Here is a 17,402-nt window from a genome sequence, read left to right as displayed (position 1 = left end):
GTTAATCGAGAGAATTAACTTTCTTTAAAGGCCTGGCTTAGTTGGGCCCGCCATTCATCATGGCTCCGCCTGCTCCGCCGCCATCGCCTTCCTTGAGGTCTTCGTTCGTTACCCCGCGTTTCTTTCTTCTCTGTCCCCCGTCTACACTTAACTTGCCTATCCTGTAGGAGAAGTTGATCTTAAAGTTCATATTGCGCATGCCGGTAACACTCTGCTGCATGATCGTAGGAGTGATCAATTCATTTCTGATTTTAAATTCGGTATGGAAGAAATTTTCTGCTCCAAAACCTATGCTGCCCCTTTGCTCGGCAAACTGCTTGTTGATACTCAGGCTGTAGATACCAAATCCTCCGGAAGAGCCTTGGAGCTGAACCCTTCGGCCTCTGTAGAAGCTGAAGGCCTGAATCTGCCAGTCGTTGGGCAGGGAATAATTTCCAAACAGCCTTCCACTTAGTACAAAACCTTCATTCTGTGCAGCATATAGCGGATCATCGAGGCCGTTGTCCAATTGGGCAAAATAGCTGTCAATAGATCCGTTTAGGGAAAATTTCCCGGATATATTGATGTTGGAGAAAACACTGAGACCGTAGGCCCTTTCATTTCCGATATTTTCGTAAGTCGTAAATATCACATCGTTATCCTGTATGGTCCTCACCGGCTGTATGGAACCGGTGGTATTTCGCAGATAGGAGGTGAAATTAAGAGAGGTTCCCTTGATAAAGGTGCTGTAAGAGAGCTCATAATTGTCGGTCAGTTCCGGATCCAGCAGTGGATTACCCTGCGTGATTTGCTGGGGGTTAGCTGCCTCTATATTCGGATTGAGGAAGTTCAGGGAAGGCCTTTGGATCCTTCTGTTATAAGCTGCCTTTAACATGTTTCCGTTAGCTAGCTTGCGTCCAAAGTTCATATTAGGGACAAAAGTTCCGTATGACGGAATATCTGCGGGTAAGTCCGAGGCGAGGAAGTCCGCAGCGATATTGGTATATTCATAACGCATTCCGGCTTTCAAGGTATAATTTTCCAGAAATCCCAGGGTGTAGGAAAGGTATCCCGCAGTTACATTCTGATCATAATTAAACTGGTTGGACAAGGATATGTCATCGAGTTCCTCATAGGCGCCATCCGGGCCTTCCGCACGGAAGTAGGCAAAGTCACTCACCGCTTTTCTCAGGATATTCTTGGCACCATATTCCAGTATTTGCTCATCGTCTGCACCCAGTGGAGTGACATAATCCAGTTGAATGGTATATTCTTCGTTCAGGTTGTTGTTGTCGTTTCGAAGCCTGCTGGCTACCTGCTCGAAGGATTCATTGTACAGGCTGTTTACAAAGTCATTGGTCATGTTGTTTCTGCTGTACAATCCGGACACGCTAAACTCCTTGCCCTTTTTCTCGAAGGTCTTGGTGTAGTTATAACTCACGTCTACGCTATTGGAAAGGTTTTTGGTCTGTACATCCCGGAGCAGCTCACTGACGAGTGCATCTTCCACGTAGGTCTCCGTGATCAGATCATCCTGATTCATCCTCATATTCCGCAATCCAAAGCTTACTGAGGTGGTCATGAAATTGTAGCTGTTGATCTCATAGTCCCAACCAAAGTTATAGCGGCCAAACATCATGTTGTTTCTGGTGTCGGCAGCCTGAAAGATGCGGGTGGAAGGCCCGTCCGGCGAAATCAATGTTTGCTCATTTTCAAAACTGCCCAGTATATTGTAACCGGCACGGCCAAAACCACCAAGGGTGAAGCCCATTTTACCTTTCTTCAGGGCAGCATTCAGGCCCAGATTCGATCCCCGGATGCCTGCACTGGACCGTATATTCAGGGAGGCTCCCTGTAACTTGTTCTTTTTGGTCACAATGTTGATCACCCCACCTGTGCCCTCAGCATCGTACTTGGCCGAGGGAGAGGTGATGACTTCCACCGATTGGATCTCTTCTGCAGGGATTTGTTTCAGTGCATCTGCAATGTTGTTGGCCACAATAGCAGATTGTTTGTTATCAATCAACACGAGTATATTGCTGCTTCCGCGCATAGACACGTTTCCGTCCAGGTCTACGGTGAGCATGGGCACCCTCCGCAAAACGTCTGTTGCATCGCCACCGATAGTGGTTTTGTCGTTTTCGGCATTATAAATGGTGCGGTCTACTTTCTCGGTAATCAGGCTTCTCTGTCCCTGCACCGTCACCTCCTGTAATGATACGGAGGATTCCGCAAGTGTAAGGTTGCCCAGAAAGATGGAGGGGGTATTGGGACCGACCACAATATCTTCCCGAACGAGCGCATCGTAGCCCACATAGCTCAATTCTACCTTGTAGTTTCCGGCCTCCCTGACGTTGAAAAAAAACTCTCCGTTATCGTCTGCAACGCCCCCGGCGAGGGAGACATCTCCATCTGCTTTTTTTAACATGGCTGTAGCATAGGGAACAGGTTCCCCGGTCTCCTTGTCCACTACCTTTCCGGAGATCTTAAAACTTTTTCCCTCTGCATTCCCCTGTGCCAGAAGATCGGCTGATCCCGCATGGAGAAAAAGGGTTGTCAAGAGCAGTAATCCAAATAACCTTTTCATTATAGTAGTTCTGTTAACATGTATTTTTTCGGGTGAATATATCGCTAACAAAGGAAAATCTTTCTGAGAGCAATAAAAAACGGAATAGATAAGCGGCCAGCATGTATCGACAGATACCGGAAAAAAGCAGACCAACCCTTATATGGCATACCGCATGCTATTTGGTAGATGAATTGACCCAAATGGCAGGCTAAATCCCTGAATTGGTAGATTTTTTGGATAGAATCATTTACTTTACTTTATGTTTATGCTGGATTTGTGGAGTCTTTGTTGCTTTTCATGTCCAAATCTCTAGTTATGACACATTCCAACAAACCAAAAAGAATCACTTTCCTTATCCACGTACTGGTGTGGATTTTCATAGCCATCGTGATTTTTGTAGTGAGCCCTCTATCCTGGAAAGTAGACTTACCTGTAGAGTATTGGTTCAAACAGGGTTTTGTACTGTTTTTCCTGATCCTGCTGTTTTACCTGAACATGTACTTTTTTGTGCCCAGGGTACTTTTCAAAGGAAAAAACTGGCAGTTCATTCTGATAGCGATCTCCTGCACGCTCCTGGTATTGTTTCTGATGATTCAATTTGAAAACATGCTCAATCTGCAGGAATTGATGCATTATGCTTTCCGTCCCAATGTGCCGTATGAGCCCAGACCCAGAAACTTCAATTTTGATTTGTTTACCATCTTGTTATGGCTTTTCGGCTTTGGCATCAGCACCAGTGTGGTAGCCGTAGAAAAGTGGCAGGCAGATGTGGAGCTGAGACGGCAAATGGAACAAGAGAAAATCACATCGGAACTGTCTTACCTCAAAGCCCAGATCAATCCCCACTTCTTTTTCAACACCTTAAACAATATCTACGCCCTGACCAATCTGGATGTGGAACGTGCGCAGAAGGCATTGCTGAAACTTTCACGCATGATGCGCTATGTACTGTACGAGACCGACAAGGACCTTACGCTTCTCAATAAGGAACTCGACTTCATCAAAGATTATATTGAGCTGATGCGCCTCAGGCTTTCCGAAAAAGTGAAACTGGATATCACCATACCCCAGCATACACCGGATCTGCCGATAGCCCCTATGCTTTTGCTGCCCTTTCTGGAAAACTGTTTTAAACATGGAATCAGTGCGAAAGATGAAAGCAGGATAGAGATCGGCATCGAACTGAAAGGAAAAGTACTGTACCTGCATACCAGAAATACCATATTTCCTGCTAACCCCAATAGTAAAGAAAAGCTGAGCAGCGGCATAGGGCTGAACAATACCAAAAGAAGGTTGGCCCTGATTTATGGAACTGAATACCGGTTGGAAATAGATCAGGAAAATAGGGAAAATGAATTTCGCGTGGATCTGACCATAAACCTGTCATGATACCCCGCCCGCCCTAATCCTGATGGAAGTTGGGCGCGGAAAATGTGGAGGGATGATGTACTATCAAAACAAGGTTTTTCCTCAGATAAAGAGTAGTATCGGTACATAGGGTACGTGTGAGGAGATGGCTACATAAAAACGAGTGTAAAGAGATGAAGATTAAATGTATTGTTGTTGATGACGAACCCCTGGCTTTGGAAATGGTCTCTAATTTTGTAGAGAAAACGGATTTCCTGGAGCTCAAAGGCAGGTTTGACAGCGCGTTGGAAGCACTCGGCTTTATCAATTCCCATGAGGTCCACCTCATCTTTCTGGATATTCAGATGCCGGATCTGACGGGGATGGAGCTGGCCAGGGTGCTGGACAATAGAAAGGGGCAGTCCACGCCGAAAATTATTTTTACCACCGCCTACAATCAATATGCGATCGAGGGGTATAAGGTAGATGCGCTTGACTACCTGCTCAAACCCTTCAGCTATGAGGAGTTTTTAACGGCAAGCCAGAAGGCATTGCGTCATTTCCAAAAGAATAGTCAGCCTGAAAAGGCATCGTCAGCTGAAGATTATATTTTCATCAAAGTAGAATACCAGTTGGTAAAGGTACTGCTGAAAGAAATCATTTTGGTAGAAGGCTACAAAGATTATGTCAAAATTCACCTCTCAGGCAAAACCTCCCCCTTGCTTTCCCTGACTACCCTTAAAAATATGGAAGAGATGCTTCCCGAAAGTCAATTTATGCGAATCCACCGCTCCTATATCATCAACCTGGATCACATACAGTCCATCAGCAAAAGTACCGTGAATATGGGCGTGATGAACATCTCCGTCAGTGACGGATATAAGGAAAACTTCCTTCGTTTCATAGACAAATGGATCAATTAGAATAACGAAAGGCCGGGTTTGCCCGGCCTTTCTGGTGATATTGTCAAATCAGTTCGAACTCAGGTTTCCTTTCATTCCACTGCATATAAAAATTCCCCATACCCTTCTTGCTCCATCTCTGCAAGAGGAATAAATTTCATGGCAGCGGAGTTCATGCAATACCTTAGGCCAGTGGGTTCGGGACCGTCATTAAACACATGGCCCACGTGGGAGTCTCCGAATTTGCTCCGCACTTCCACCCGAACCATCCCCAGACTTCTGTCCAGAGGTTTCTCCAGATAACGGGCATCTATGGGTTTGGTAAAGCTTGGCCAGCCAGAGCCGGATTCGTATTTGTCCCGGGAACTAAAAAGAGGAGCTCCGGACACAATGCACACATATATACCGGCCTCTTTATTGTCGTTGTACCTATTGTCAAAAGCCCTCTCTGTGGCTTCCTCCATGGTGACCTGATACTGCAGGTTAGTGAGTTGGGCCTTCATATCCGCTTTGGAAGGACTTTTGTATTTCTCTGGAGAGGGTACCTCCCAATGCGCCCGGATAAACCTGTCGCGTCCGGATCCGGTCCGGTAGGCTTTGTATTCCTTTGGATTTTTCCGGTAATAATCCTGGTGATAGGCTTCGGCAGGATAAAAATTCGTATACTTAATGATGGGCGTGACAATAGGCTTGTCGAATTTGCCGGATTGATCGAGTTCCTTTTTAGCATTTTCAGCAACAGATTGTTGTTCCTTGCTGTGGTAAAAAATAGCTGACTCATACTGGCTACCCCTGTCGTAAAAACTCCCTCCTTCATCTGTAGGATCATAGAGTTTCCAGAAAATATCGATGATTTCAGTGTAACTGATCACATCCGGATCAAAGGTAACCTGCACCGCCTCCTTGTGACTGGTCTGTCCGGAGGATACCTGGGAATAAGTAGGGTTCTTTTCTTTTCCTCCCGCATATCCCGATACCACCGATAAAATACCGTCAATACCCTCGTATGGTGCCTCTACACACCAAAAACAGCCTCCCGCAAACGTCGCTTTTTCTGTTCTTCCCTGATAATCCTTTAGCGGATCTTCCGCCTCAGCTCCATCTGTATCCGAATTATCTGAGGCATTGCAGCCCGAAAAGGAAAACAGGAAGAGCAAAAGAACTGATGCATATCTGATACTTTCTCTCATGGTTTGCATTTTTTTAATCTAATTTGAAAAACGCTGAAATAGCCACAGATGTTCAGGGAAATTCACAATGTCCTGGTAATTAGGACGCTTAATCCAGTGCATCGTCCTCTGGCATGACAAACCACAGGATCAGATATACCAGCAGGCCTGGGAAGGCGGCGCTTAAGATGGATACCAGAACATACACAATTCTCAATTTGTCGGCTTCCCAGCCAAGATATTTTGCCAGACCGCCACATACTCCGGCGATCATCTTGTCGCTATTCGTTCGCTTTAGTTTTTTGTCCATGTGCCTGAAGGTGTGTTCAGTAAATGATAGGTTTAAGTTAATAAAAATGTTCGTTTTATTTGCCTGAGAGCCTTTAAATGTAAGAATTAAGGAGCCAATCTCAAAACCAGGTCACAAAAAGGAACTGATCCACCCGGGGGGGTAGGGGTTATTTTTTGGCAATTTGGTATTTTCGGGACGATTATGGCATCGCTTTTGTGCCCTGTACCGTGCATGATGAACAGAATTTTTCTGTTCATCGCGATTTGTAAAACCAAACCAACAGTATATTATGAAGTTAATGTCAGTATTATCGGCGATTTGTTTTGCTACCGTTCTGTTCTTTACAGCTTGTAATGCCAACAAAAATGAGGATACCGATATGGATTCCGTTGGAAATGATCTTGAAGAAATGGGCGATGAGGTAGAACAGGAAACGGAAGAGGCATTTGAGAAGACCAAAGCTGAATTTTCAAAGGAAACAGCAGCTCTCAAAGCCGAAGCAGAAGAGATCAAAAAAGAGGTGAAGGAAAATTTCTCCGAACCGCTAGATGAACGTGTCGACAGATACCTGACCCAATTGGATCAGGGTTTGAACGACCTGGAGGTCAAATCCAGAGAATTTGCCCAGGCTACGGATCAGAGAAAGGATCAGATCAAAATGGAATTTGAGAAGCTCGAAAATCAGGTGGAAAAAGCAATCGAAAACATCAAGGATGAGTTCGATAACGAAGGATAATCAGTTTTAAGTTTTGTTTGCTTGTAAAAGAAGAAAAGGTCATTTTCAATCAGAAAATGGCCTTTTTTCTTTTTGATCTTGACTTAGAATTACAAATATCAGTAGGAACCGGCTTTATCCTCATTGTGAAGTCCCGCCTGTTGTTTTTGCCTATAGACTTTGGGACTGTTTGTAAATTGTTTCTGAAAGCACTGACTGAAATATTTGGGGCGGTTGAAGCCCACCATATAGGCAATTTCAGAAATTTTCAAATCACTTGTAACCAATAGATGTGCGGCACGCTTCAGACGGATCATTTGTATGAATTCATTTGGCGTCTGGTCCAGCAGGGACCTGAACTTTTCGAAAACCAGCGTCCGGCTCAAGCCAAGTTCTTTGACCAGATGCGGTATTCCGAAGCTGGGCTCATCCATGTGCTTTTCGATGACAGCGATGGCGGTTTTCAATATTTTTTCATCCGGGCTGCTTATTTGCACTTTTTCAGGGCTCAAATCAAGCGTTCGCTTGAATTGCGTCTGAAACCTGAACCTGCCTTCCAGCAGGTTATTTATTTTTACAAGTAACAGGTCCAGGGGAAAGGGTTTGGTGATGTAATCATCTGCCCCCGATTCGTATCCCTCCAATTGATGCATATGGGAGCTCTTTGCCGTCAGTAGCAGAACAGGAATATGGCTGCTGTTAATGTCGTTTTTTATTCTGGCACAAAATTCAATGCCATCCATTTCCGGCATCATTACATCAGAGAGGACAAGGTCCGGGCGATACCGGTTGATTATCTCTAGCCCTTCCCTGCCATTTGTTGCAGTATTCACAGTGAAGCGCTCTGCAAGAGCCTCACGCAATAGCTCCAGAAGCTCAGGGTTGTCTTCTACTACGAGGACTTTTTTATCCGATTGGGGATGCCTCGGAATACTTTTTGTCGCCTTTGAGGCCCTATGATCACTAATAACGATCATATCACCCTCTTTGGCGGCAGTAGCTGAAGCGGAGTAGCGTTGATGTGTCATCTCATGTTCCTGATAGTGGTCATATCCTGTTCTTAATTTTACCGAAAAAATAGTGCGAACATGAGGTTCACTGTGCACCTCAATAATTCCTTTGTGGAAGTTGACCAGATTTTTTGAAAGGGCCAGTCCTATGCCAGTACCTACTTTTCCGAAGGAATGCGCTTCATTTATCTGATAAAACCTATCGAAGATCAGGGGTTGAAATTCTGGTTCTATGCCGGGGCCGTTGTCCTCAACCTCTATTTTAAATCCGGGGAAACGTTCCTCCTCGCTGACCATCATGCAGGGCAGCAGACGAACGGTGATTTTTCCACCTTGCGGTGTGAACTTAAAAGCATTAAAAATGATGTTATAAAATACCTTTTCCATTTGATCAGGGTCAAACCACTGATCCGCCGCCAGCTTCTCGTCTACCTCAAGTGAAAAATGAATACTGTTCTGGATGGCCATGGCTTCGAAAGACTGGAAAATGTTTTGTAAAAAGTCCTTTACGTTTACCTGCTTGACGGCCAACTGCAGGTGTCCTGTCTCCTGTTTCCTGAAGTCCAGCAGTTGGTTGATGAGTTTCAATAACCTCTGGGCATTATTATGGATCGAGATCAGTTGATGGCGTGTGCTGTCGCTCAGTTCCGCTGCTTTTGACAGGCGTTCCAGGGGAGCTTTGATAAGCATCAATGGGGTACGGAGTTCGTGCGAAATATTGGTAAAAAACCGCATTTTCAGGCGGCTGATTTCCTTCTGTTTTTGCTTTTCCAGTCTTTCAAATTTCAAATCATTTCTCAGCTTGATCCGCCAGCTAATTATCCTCTTTGACAGATAGACCAATAGGATAAACAGCAGGGCATAGCAAAGGTATGCCCATTGACTGCGGTACCAGGGAGGCAGCATGGTAATACCCAGGGTCCTTACAGCAGATTGCTCTGCGCTTTCCTCCCGGAAAACCTTAAGTTCCCACTGGTACCGGCCGGGTTTTAGGTTGGCATAGGGCGCAAATCGCCTTTTGCTGTCCGTTACGATCCAGTCTTCGTCGTATCCTTTCAGCCGGTAGGCATACATCAATTTGTCCTGCCCGGAATATTCCAGGGCGCTAAATTCAAATTCAAAGCTATTGTGCTGATGGTCCAGCACCAGCTCATCGGTAAAGCCGATGTTTTGTTGCAGGATTTGCGTTTCCAGAATAGTATCGCCGGGTAAAACTTCCTGATTCAATACCTTAAGTTTGGAAATCACAGGAGTATTTGGCGCTGGAAGTGCTCGGATGGTTTCGGGGTAGAAGGCATTGAAACCATTTGTCCCCCCGAAATAAAGTTTTCCATCGGCATCCTTGAAGGCGGCACCCAGGTTAAATTCATTCGATTGCAGCCCATCCTCCTGCGTATAGTTCTTAAATACCTCCGTTTCCCGGTTCAATACAGCCAGACCCCTTACTGTGCTGATCCACAATTGTCCCAGCTCATCCTCCAATACGGCCTTGATCACATCACTGGGCAAGCCATCTTTTTCCCGGTAAACCTTAAAGGTGCCGTCGACCGGATTGAGCCGGTTTAATCCGCCTCCAAATGTCCCGATCCAGAAATAGCCCTTTTTATCTTCCATGATACAGGTGATGATGTCATGGCTGATGCTGTTCGGGTCCCTACGATCGTGCTGGTAGTAGGTGAAATTTCCGGTTTGCAGATCCATTTTGTTTAAGCCGCCACCATAGGTGCCGATCCAGAGTTGCTCCTTGCTGTCTATGTAGAGGGTGCGGATATCATCAAAACCAGGCGTTTGGCTATCGCCTGGCACATGCGGAATGCGCCTGAACCGATTGGCAGACCGGTCAAATACCATCAGGCCCCCTCCGTTAGCCCCTCCTAACCACAACCGCCCATCAGCATCTTCAGCAATGGCCCAGATTTCATTTTTTCTAAATTCACCGGCGGCCCCGTTCAGGTGGGTGTGGCTGGTAAAAGACCGGGTTATGGGGGAAAATTCATGCAAGCCACCACCATCGGTCCCCAGCCAGATTTGCCCATCCTTGCTTTGATATACATACTGGACATTGTTGTTTTTGAGACCCGGATTGCTTGCTACAGAAAAATATTCAAATTGGGTCGCGCCCTTTTCCCGTAAATTCAGACCTTCATTAAATAATCCTACCCAGAGATTACCTGCACTATCTTCCATTATGGATTTTACCATCTTGCCGGATAGCCCTTTATTTTCATCAGGATGAAACCGAATATGCTCAAATTGCTGGAGCATGGGGTTGGTTTTGTTCAGACCTTCGCCCGAATACATGCCCAGCCAAATATTTTGGTTTTGATCTTGAAAAAGCGTGTAAACAGAATTGCCATTCAGGCTATATGGATCCGTAGGGTCGTCCTTGTAATGCTGCCATTTGTCCTCTTCTGGTTGATACATGAAAAGTCCATTGCCCAAAGTGCCAATCCAGATTTTTCCTTGTTGATCGGCCATGATCTGTGTGATATTCGGGCCTTGAGAAATGGATGCTGAGAATTTTTCAAAGTCCCTGACCGGTAAAAATATACTGTCTCCTGATGTTCTTTTATAGAGTCCGTCCTTTTCAGTACCTATCCAGAAATTTCCCCCGGCATCTTCAAAAAAGGCCTTAACAGATCTGTTTGAGGGGAAATGGGAATCTTTGGGCTTTTTGATATCAGATCCGGAAAATTTATAGACACCACTTTCAAAAGTACCCACCCAGATGTCACCTTTGTCATCTTCATAGATGGTCCATATTTTATTGTCTTCCAGTGCGGAATTATTTCGGTGGTAGTGCACGATATCGAGTTGCCGGGAAAAGGCTTCCAGCCTTCCAGACTCTGACCATATGTCCAGATTGGATATCTTGTAAATTCCCTCCGTTTGGGTGCCAATCCAGATGTTGCCTTTGGAGTCCATAAGAGAGCTGGAGATTTTCTTCCCGGGTACCTGGGCCAGCTCCTGATTGAAGCTATCCAAACGCAAAAATTTCTCAATTTTCGGGTGAAAAACATTCAACCCGCCGCCTTCCGTACCGATCCAGATCATGCCGTTCTGATCCTGCAGCAGGGTCCTGATCACATTGTTGCTGATCGTATATGGCTGCTCCGGATCGTGTTTGTATGTCTTAAACTGATAACCGTCAAATCGTGCCAGTCCGTCATCGGTACCCAGCCAAAGGTAGCCGGACTCATCCTGAATAATTGCCAATACTGAATTCTGAGGCAAACCATCCTGGCTGGTATAATGGCTAAACCTGTAGGTACCGGTAGCTTCCTGCCCCCAGAGGTCCCAAAAGGCAACAAGGGAAATGGCGCTGATCAGCAAGAGGTATCTGAGGACGGAAGACAATGTGTCAGGCGATTTTATTGAACATTTAAAATTAACCATTACCGCCGGTAAACACAGTTTAATACAGTTAAAAATTCAATTCCGGACGATAGATCACCCTTTTCCGGACGAAAGTGGGCATATCCCGGACGATTGCTGCCTGAAATCAGGATTTTTTCCCCCCCTGTTTTTTCCGCCTCCGATCTAGATTTGTTGCAGGCTGATTTGGCCTCCCTGATCCAGGTACAGTCAGGGGAAATCAATTCACTACGTAAAACAAAATAACATGGAAAATTTTAACGGTAAAATGGTTATTCTCCTGTTGCTCTGCTGTCTTACAGCAGGATGGGTCGGGGCCCAGCAAAGGGAAATAACCGGTACGGTGACCGACGCAGAAACGGGAGAGATGCTTCCCGGTGTTACGGTATTGGTGCAGGGAACCGCCTCGGGTACGGCCACGGACCTGGATGGGCAATATCGCCTCTCAGTAACGTCTGGTCAAAGGCTGCGGTTCAGTTTTATTGGATATGCAAGCCGGGAAGTACTGGTAGAAAACCAGTCGGTGATAGACATTTCACTCTCAGCAGAATCGCAGGGGCTGGATGAAGTTTTGGTAATAGGGTATGGGGAGCAATCCAGAGAAACCCTCACCTCATCGGTATCCAAACTGGATCAAAGGGTGCTGGACAATGTACCTTTTGCCAATGCAGCATCTGCCTTGCAGGGTACGGTGTCGGGTGTAAGGGTACAAACCACCTCCGGCCAGCCTGGAGTAGCACCCAGGGTCATCGTAAGAGGTGGCACTTCCATCAATAACCCCGATGGCGCTGAGCCCCTATACATCATCGACGGAGTGATCCGCAACAATATGAATGATATCAATCAGGATGATATAGCCTCCTTTCAGGTGCTTAAAGATGCCGCTGCCACAGCGATTTACGGAGCAAGAGGTTCAAACGGTGTGGTGATCATCACGACCAAAACCGGCAAAGTAGGTAAAACTGCTGTGACCTACCGGTATAATATCAGCCTCTCCGAACAATGGAACCAGTATGATATGGCTTCTGCCAGAGATTACATCTATTTCAACAGGACAGGTATACTCGCTACGGGAAGAAAATCATCCAATCAATTATTTCGTTTAAACCAACCCTCTGGCTTTGGAATAGGCAATGATCTGACCCATAACACGGCATTTACGCCTCAATATCTCAGTCCGGAGAATGAGTACAAATTGAATGAGGGCTGGCAGTCCATGCCCGATCCGGCTGATCCTGACCAAACGATCATTTTTGACGAGGTCAACTGGCAGGATATTCTGTTCCGTCAGGCCTTGACCCAAAATCACTATGTTTCTGTCTCCGGAGGTTCGGAAAAGGCCAGATTTGATATGGGAGTAGGTTATCTCAACAATGAAGGAGTGGCCATCAATACAGACTACAAAAGATTTACCGTACGAATGAATGGAGATGTCAATGTAAACGAAAAGCTGGATGTTTACGGCAGACTAAACTTTACCAATTCATCGAATACGAGTGTATTCAGTGAAAATCAGATCTTTCAAAGGGCCCTGGGCCTGCCACCTACGACCAAATTCAGGTATGAAGACGGCAGCCTGGCCCCCGGACAGAATCGTAGCATGGGTAATCCGGTCTATCACCTCAACCGAAGTGAGGCACTGAATGCCACTACCCGGGTGACGCTCTCAGGTGGGGCCAATTACGAAATTTTGCCGGACCTTACCTTCGAACCCATGGGATCCCTTTATTTTGTACATGGAACAAACAATTCTTTCCAAAAATCATTTTTCAACGGGCCCACGCAGTTTATTGATTCAAGAGATGCTTTTGCTTCCAATTCCGTATTCTGGCAAAAACAGTTTGACGGCATTTTTACCTACAGAAAAAGTGTGGACTTCCATAATTTCCAGTTGAAGGCCGGGCTGTCCTATTTCGACCGCCAGAGCTATGCGGCCAGTGCCTCAGGCAGGGGAGCGGCGTCTGATTTGATTCCTACCCTGAATGCTTCTGCTGAACCCAGAGATGTAAACAGCTCCCACACTCAGTTGAGGATTTTGGGATACTTTGGCAGATTCAATTACGATTATAACCAAAAATACCTGATCTCTGCTTCGGCCAGATATGATGGGGCATCTAACCTGGGTAACAACAACTACTGGGGTGTATTTCCGGGTATCTCAGCAGGGTGGAACCTTCACAAGGAAGATTTTTGGGAAGGTTCTTCCGGCAGGCTTTCCGCGCTGAAAATCAGGGCCAGTTATGGTGTAAATGGAAATATCGGCAATCTGTCAGATTTTCATGCCCAGGGACTCTATTCTGTGGGTTCCCGTTACAACGACCTCGCCGCCATTCAAAACAACCGGATGGCCAATCAGGATCTGCAATGGGAAAGATCAGCCACATTTGACATTGGATTGGACTTAGGGCTGTTTGATGATAAGGTGTCGGTCATCGCAGACTATTACAACAGGGTTACAGATAATTTGCTGACAAATCTGGAATTGCCACAATCTACCGGATTTTCAAGTATACTTACCAATCTGGGTGCACTGCAAAACGAAGGAGTGGAATTAGAGCTAGCTGCAACCCTCGCCCAGAAGGGAGATTTTAGCTGGGATGCATCCCTGAATGCTACCTACAATATCAACACCGTAGTGAGTCTGCCGGAAAACGACAACGAGAACAACAGGATCGGCGGTGTATTTGTCTTTGACCCGGTACTGGGCATGTACACCTGGAAGGGAGGGCTGCAGGAGGGTCAGATGATGGGCGACCTTTTTGCCTATCAGTATTTGGGGGTTTACCCTACCGATGAAGCCGCTTCAGAAGGCCCCTATGATGTGCTGGTTCCCGGAAATGACAAAACCAAATTTGGCGGGGATGTGCAATGGCAGGATCTCGACCAGAATGACACCATCGACAGCAGGGACCGGGTAGTCGCAGGAAATATCTTTCCCAGGTGGACCGGTGGTTTTACCAATAGAATCAGCTATAAAAACCTGTCTTTGACCGTCAGAACGGATTTTGCGCTGGGACATACCATTTACCATGAGAGCCGGGCAAGATTTAATGGTCAGTATCAGGGAGATATTGGGATCTTGCAGGAGACTACCCGTTCCTGGCAGGAACAGGGCGATGTGACTCCCTTCCCCAGGTATTATTGGGCAGATCAATTGGCGCAGAACAACTCGTTTAGAGGAAGTACCTTTTTTCACGAAAGGGGTGATTACCTGGCATTGCGGGAGCTTACGCTGAGTTATACGCTGCCGGGAAAATGGACCGATGCACTTCAGATCGCCAATGTAAGGACTTACTTTACGGGTTCGAATCTCTACTATTTCACCCAGTATACCGGATTAAATCCTGAAGTGGGTGGCACAGACTCTGGTAGATATCCCATTCCAAGGAGCTTTATGCTGGGCGTAAATGTGAATTTTTAAGGTGCAGGAACACATCCAAAATCAAAAATCCGAAAAATCATGAAAAATACGATAAACAAATATGTATTCAGGACGCTGGTAGCCGGCATGGGATTCATGTCCTTTTCCTGTACAGACTATCTGGAAATCGAGCCTGTAAGTACCATTACAACGGCCGGATTCTGGGTAAACGAAGACAATGCGAATGGAGCACTGCAGGGTATGTACGTGCGGTTTCGGGATCAGGCAGCCTACAACCTGTTTATCCTTGGTGAGGCAAGGTCCGAGACGTTAAGTTATGGGCTGCAGGCCTCAGAAGGCAGAGAAAGGTATTTTGAAAATTCGCTGGATCCAAATTTTGCCGGACCCAACTGGTTAAGGCTATATACCGTGATCCACGATGCAAACCTGATCATCAAGTATGTTCCGGACATTGAGTTTGGCCGTGAGCAGGACAAGAACAGGATGCTGGGTGAAGCCTATGCCATGAGGGCCTTTCTGTATTTTACCATGGCCAAAACCTGGGGAGATGTGCCTTTGGTGACATCACCCACAGAAGGCTACGATGCAGAGAGCACCTTCCGTAGCAGGACTGCGGTAGGGGAAATTTTTGCTCAGGTAAAGTCGGATATCGAGCGGGCGCTGGAGCTCCTTCCGGCCAATGATGCCCTGGGAACTGACCGGGCAGCATGGTCTGCGGCAGCAGTAAATACCTTGAAGGGCGATGTGTACCTGTGGACCGGGAAAGTACTTGGTGGAGGATCAGGTGACTTCCAGACAGCTCTGGATGCGTTAGATCAGGTAGCGGGGCATGCCGGAGTTGGTTTGATGGAAGATTATGACCAGATTTTCAGATACGATCAGAAAGGAAATCGGGAAATCCTGTTTGCTGTAAGGTTTCTCGATTTGGAAAGCGGTACCAATTATAACAGTGAATTGTATATACGGGATGACCAGATTCCTTCGGCCACATCTGAGGAAGTAAGGGAGACGATTGGTACCGGGGGAGGATTAAACCGTTGGGCACCATCGCCATTGCTGAGAGAGGCTTTTGGAGATGCCGATCAGCGAAAGGATGCCAGTTTCGTTTCTATCTTTCTGGAATCTGAGGATGATTCACCATCTCATTACGCTTCTGTCGTTCGCAAATACCGGGGGTTTGTAGACCCCTCAGGCAGAAGGTTTATAGACGATATAGTCATATACCGTTATGCAGAAGTATTACTTTTAAAGGCAGAGGCAAAAAATGCGCTTGGCCAGGATCCTTCTGCTGAGATCAACCAGATCAGGCAGCGGGCATATGGGGAGCAATATCCCGGGCATGCGTATATTGATGCGGGCCAGGAAGCCAACGACGATGCGATTCTCCGTGAAAGAATGCTGGAGTTTGCGTTCGAAGGAAAGCGCTGGTTTGATCTGGTAAGGTTTGATAAGGCTTTTGAGCGGGTTCCCTCGCTGCAGGGGCGCGAAGATGAACGGCACCTATTGCTCTGGCCGATTTCTCTGGGAACCATCAGCCTGAACTCAAAAATTGAACAAAATCCGGGTTACGGCAATTGACACCCTTTCGGAGTCCATGTCTATGGCATGGTCTCCGAAATGCACTTGTTGAATTGAAATCAGGTAGCTGTACTGCCTGAAGAAAAAAAATTACTGGTACCTCCGGTTCAGAATGCAGGTGTACGACTATACCTTTAAATACTAACGAATGAAAATCAATAAAATAACAGGATTGATCGCAGCAACATTTGCCCCTTATAATGAACAGGGAGAAATTAATCCCGAAATCATTCCTTCCTATGCCAGCGCACTGAAGCGGCAGGGTATTGGGGGCGTCTTTATCAATGGCACGACAGGCGAAGGCGCTGCTTTAAGCCTGACTGAAAAACAGGTGCTGATGCAAAAATGGGCCAGGGAGCAAAATAATCAATTTAAAGTGCTGGCCATGCTGGGAGGTAGCAATCAAAAAGAAGCCATGTCACTGGGTAAATTTGCTGCTGACCTGCAATTGTATGGTGTAGCGGTTACCGCGCCCTATTATTTCAGACCAGCAAATGTGGAGCAGCTGGTTGCATACCTGGCGCCCATCGCTGCGGCTTCACCCAACTTGCCATTTTACTTCTATCATATTCCCCTGCTTACCAGAGTGGAGCTGCCCATGCTGCAGTTGCTGGAAGTTGCTGCAGAAAAAATCCCTAATTTTGCCGGTATCAAGTATACCCATAATAACCTTATGGAGTTTAATCAATGTCTGCGCCATGAAGGGGGGAAATACGATGTATTGTGGGGCTGGGACGAGACTTTTCTGGCAGGACTGGCAATGGGCGCCAGAGGAGCAGTGGGCAGTACTTATAATTTTGCCGCCTCCCTGTATCTGGATATTTTCAGGGCCTTTGAGGCAGGGGACATGCAGAAGGCCCTTCGGCTGCAGGAACGGTCGGTCGACTTTATTCATTTGTACGGACAATACGGAGGGCCCGCCGCTGGAAAGGCCATCTTGAAGCTGTGTGGCATAGACTGTGGTCATTTCAGGTCACCGGTTACTTCCCTGGATTCGGAAAAACTGACCACATTTAAAAATGCATTGCATCAGCTTTCATTTTTTGACTATTCCATGCATATCCACCAAGAAACCTGAAGTCTC

General features: G+C 46.4%; 10 protein-coding genes. 6 read left to right on the top strand and 4 right to left on the bottom strand.

What is annotated here, in order from left to right:
* Positions 1 to 37 precede the first annotated feature (37 nt).
* On the bottom strand, positions 38 to 2,566 hold the full coding sequence (locus BUB19_RS21455) for a TonB-dependent receptor (protein ID WP_073097643.1): 2,529 nt from the start codon (positions 2,564 to 2,566) through the stop codon (positions 38 to 40).
* A 297-nt stretch (positions 2,567 to 2,863) separates the two neighbouring features.
* Here BUB19_RS21455 and BUB19_RS21450 point away from each other — a divergent pair, with 297 nt between their 5' ends.
* On the top strand, positions 2,864 to 3,937 hold the full coding sequence (locus BUB19_RS21450; RefSeq protein WP_073097642.1) for a sensor histidine kinase: 1,074 nt from the start codon (positions 2,864 to 2,866) through the stop codon (positions 3,935 to 3,937).
* A gap of 152 nt (positions 3,938 to 4,089) precedes the next feature.
* On the top strand, positions 4,090 to 4,818 hold the full coding sequence (locus tag BUB19_RS21445) for a LytR/AlgR family response regulator transcription factor (RefSeq protein ID WP_073097641.1): 729 nt from the start codon (positions 4,090 to 4,092) through the stop codon (positions 4,816 to 4,818).
* Between the two features lie 71 nt (positions 4,819 to 4,889).
* Here the strand turns inward: BUB19_RS21445 and msrA are convergent, their stop codons facing one another.
* Together msrA and BUB19_RS21435 are read right to left on the bottom strand one after the other, a co-directional pair.
* Entirely contained in the window at positions 4,890 to 5,987 is a 1,098-nt protein-coding gene (msrA, locus tag BUB19_RS21440; protein WP_073097711.1) for a peptide-methionine (S)-S-oxide reductase MsrA, read from the bottom strand.
* 88 nt (positions 5,988 to 6,075) lie between these two features.
* Entirely contained in the window at positions 6,076 to 6,276 is a 201-nt protein-coding gene (locus BUB19_RS21435) for a PspC domain-containing protein (protein WP_073097639.1), read from the bottom strand.
* A 271-nt stretch (positions 6,277 to 6,547) separates the two neighbouring features.
* Between BUB19_RS21435 and BUB19_RS21430 the strand changes: the two genes are divergently transcribed.
* A complete protein-coding gene (locus tag BUB19_RS21430; RefSeq protein ID WP_143156126.1) occupies positions 6,548 to 6,994 on the top strand; it encodes a hypothetical protein in 447 nt (148 codons plus the stop codon).
* Positions 6,995 to 7,092: 98 nt separating this feature from the next.
* Here BUB19_RS21430 and BUB19_RS21425 read toward each other — a convergent pair whose 3' ends face one another.
* Complete coding sequence (locus tag BUB19_RS21425) at positions 7,093 to 11,340, bottom strand: two-component regulator propeller domain-containing protein (RefSeq protein WP_245802921.1); 4,248 nt, start codon at positions 11,338 to 11,340, stop codon at positions 7,093 to 7,095.
* Between the two features lie 265 nt (positions 11,341 to 11,605).
* Between BUB19_RS21425 and BUB19_RS21415 the strand changes: the two genes are divergently transcribed.
* The 3 genes from BUB19_RS21415 to BUB19_RS21405 all read left to right on the top strand — a co-directional run bounded on the left by BUB19_RS21415 (position 11,606) and on the right by BUB19_RS21405 (position 17,396).
* Positions 11,606 to 14,779, top strand: a complete 3,174-nt coding sequence (locus BUB19_RS21415) for a SusC/RagA family TonB-linked outer membrane protein (RefSeq protein ID WP_073097635.1) — start codon at positions 11,606 to 11,608, stop codon at positions 14,777 to 14,779.
* Positions 14,780 to 14,818: 39 nt separating this feature from the next.
* Positions 14,819 to 16,318: a RagB/SusD family nutrient uptake outer membrane protein gene (locus BUB19_RS21410; protein WP_073097634.1), complete on the top strand. Its 1,500-nt coding sequence runs from the start codon at positions 14,819 to 14,821 to the stop codon at positions 16,316 to 16,318.
* A 148-nt stretch (positions 16,319 to 16,466) separates the two neighbouring features.
* Complete coding sequence (locus tag BUB19_RS21405; RefSeq protein WP_073097633.1) at positions 16,467 to 17,396, top strand: dihydrodipicolinate synthase family protein; 930 nt, start codon at positions 16,467 to 16,469, stop codon at positions 17,394 to 17,396.
* Positions 17,397 to 17,402: the final 6 nt, after the last annotated feature.

The organism is Cyclobacterium lianum (assembly GCF_900143075.1).
Lineage (GTDB): Bacteria > Bacteroidota > Bacteroidia > Cytophagales > Cyclobacteriaceae > Cyclobacterium > Cyclobacterium lianum.
This window is presented reverse-complemented; position numbering and strand designations above follow the sequence as displayed.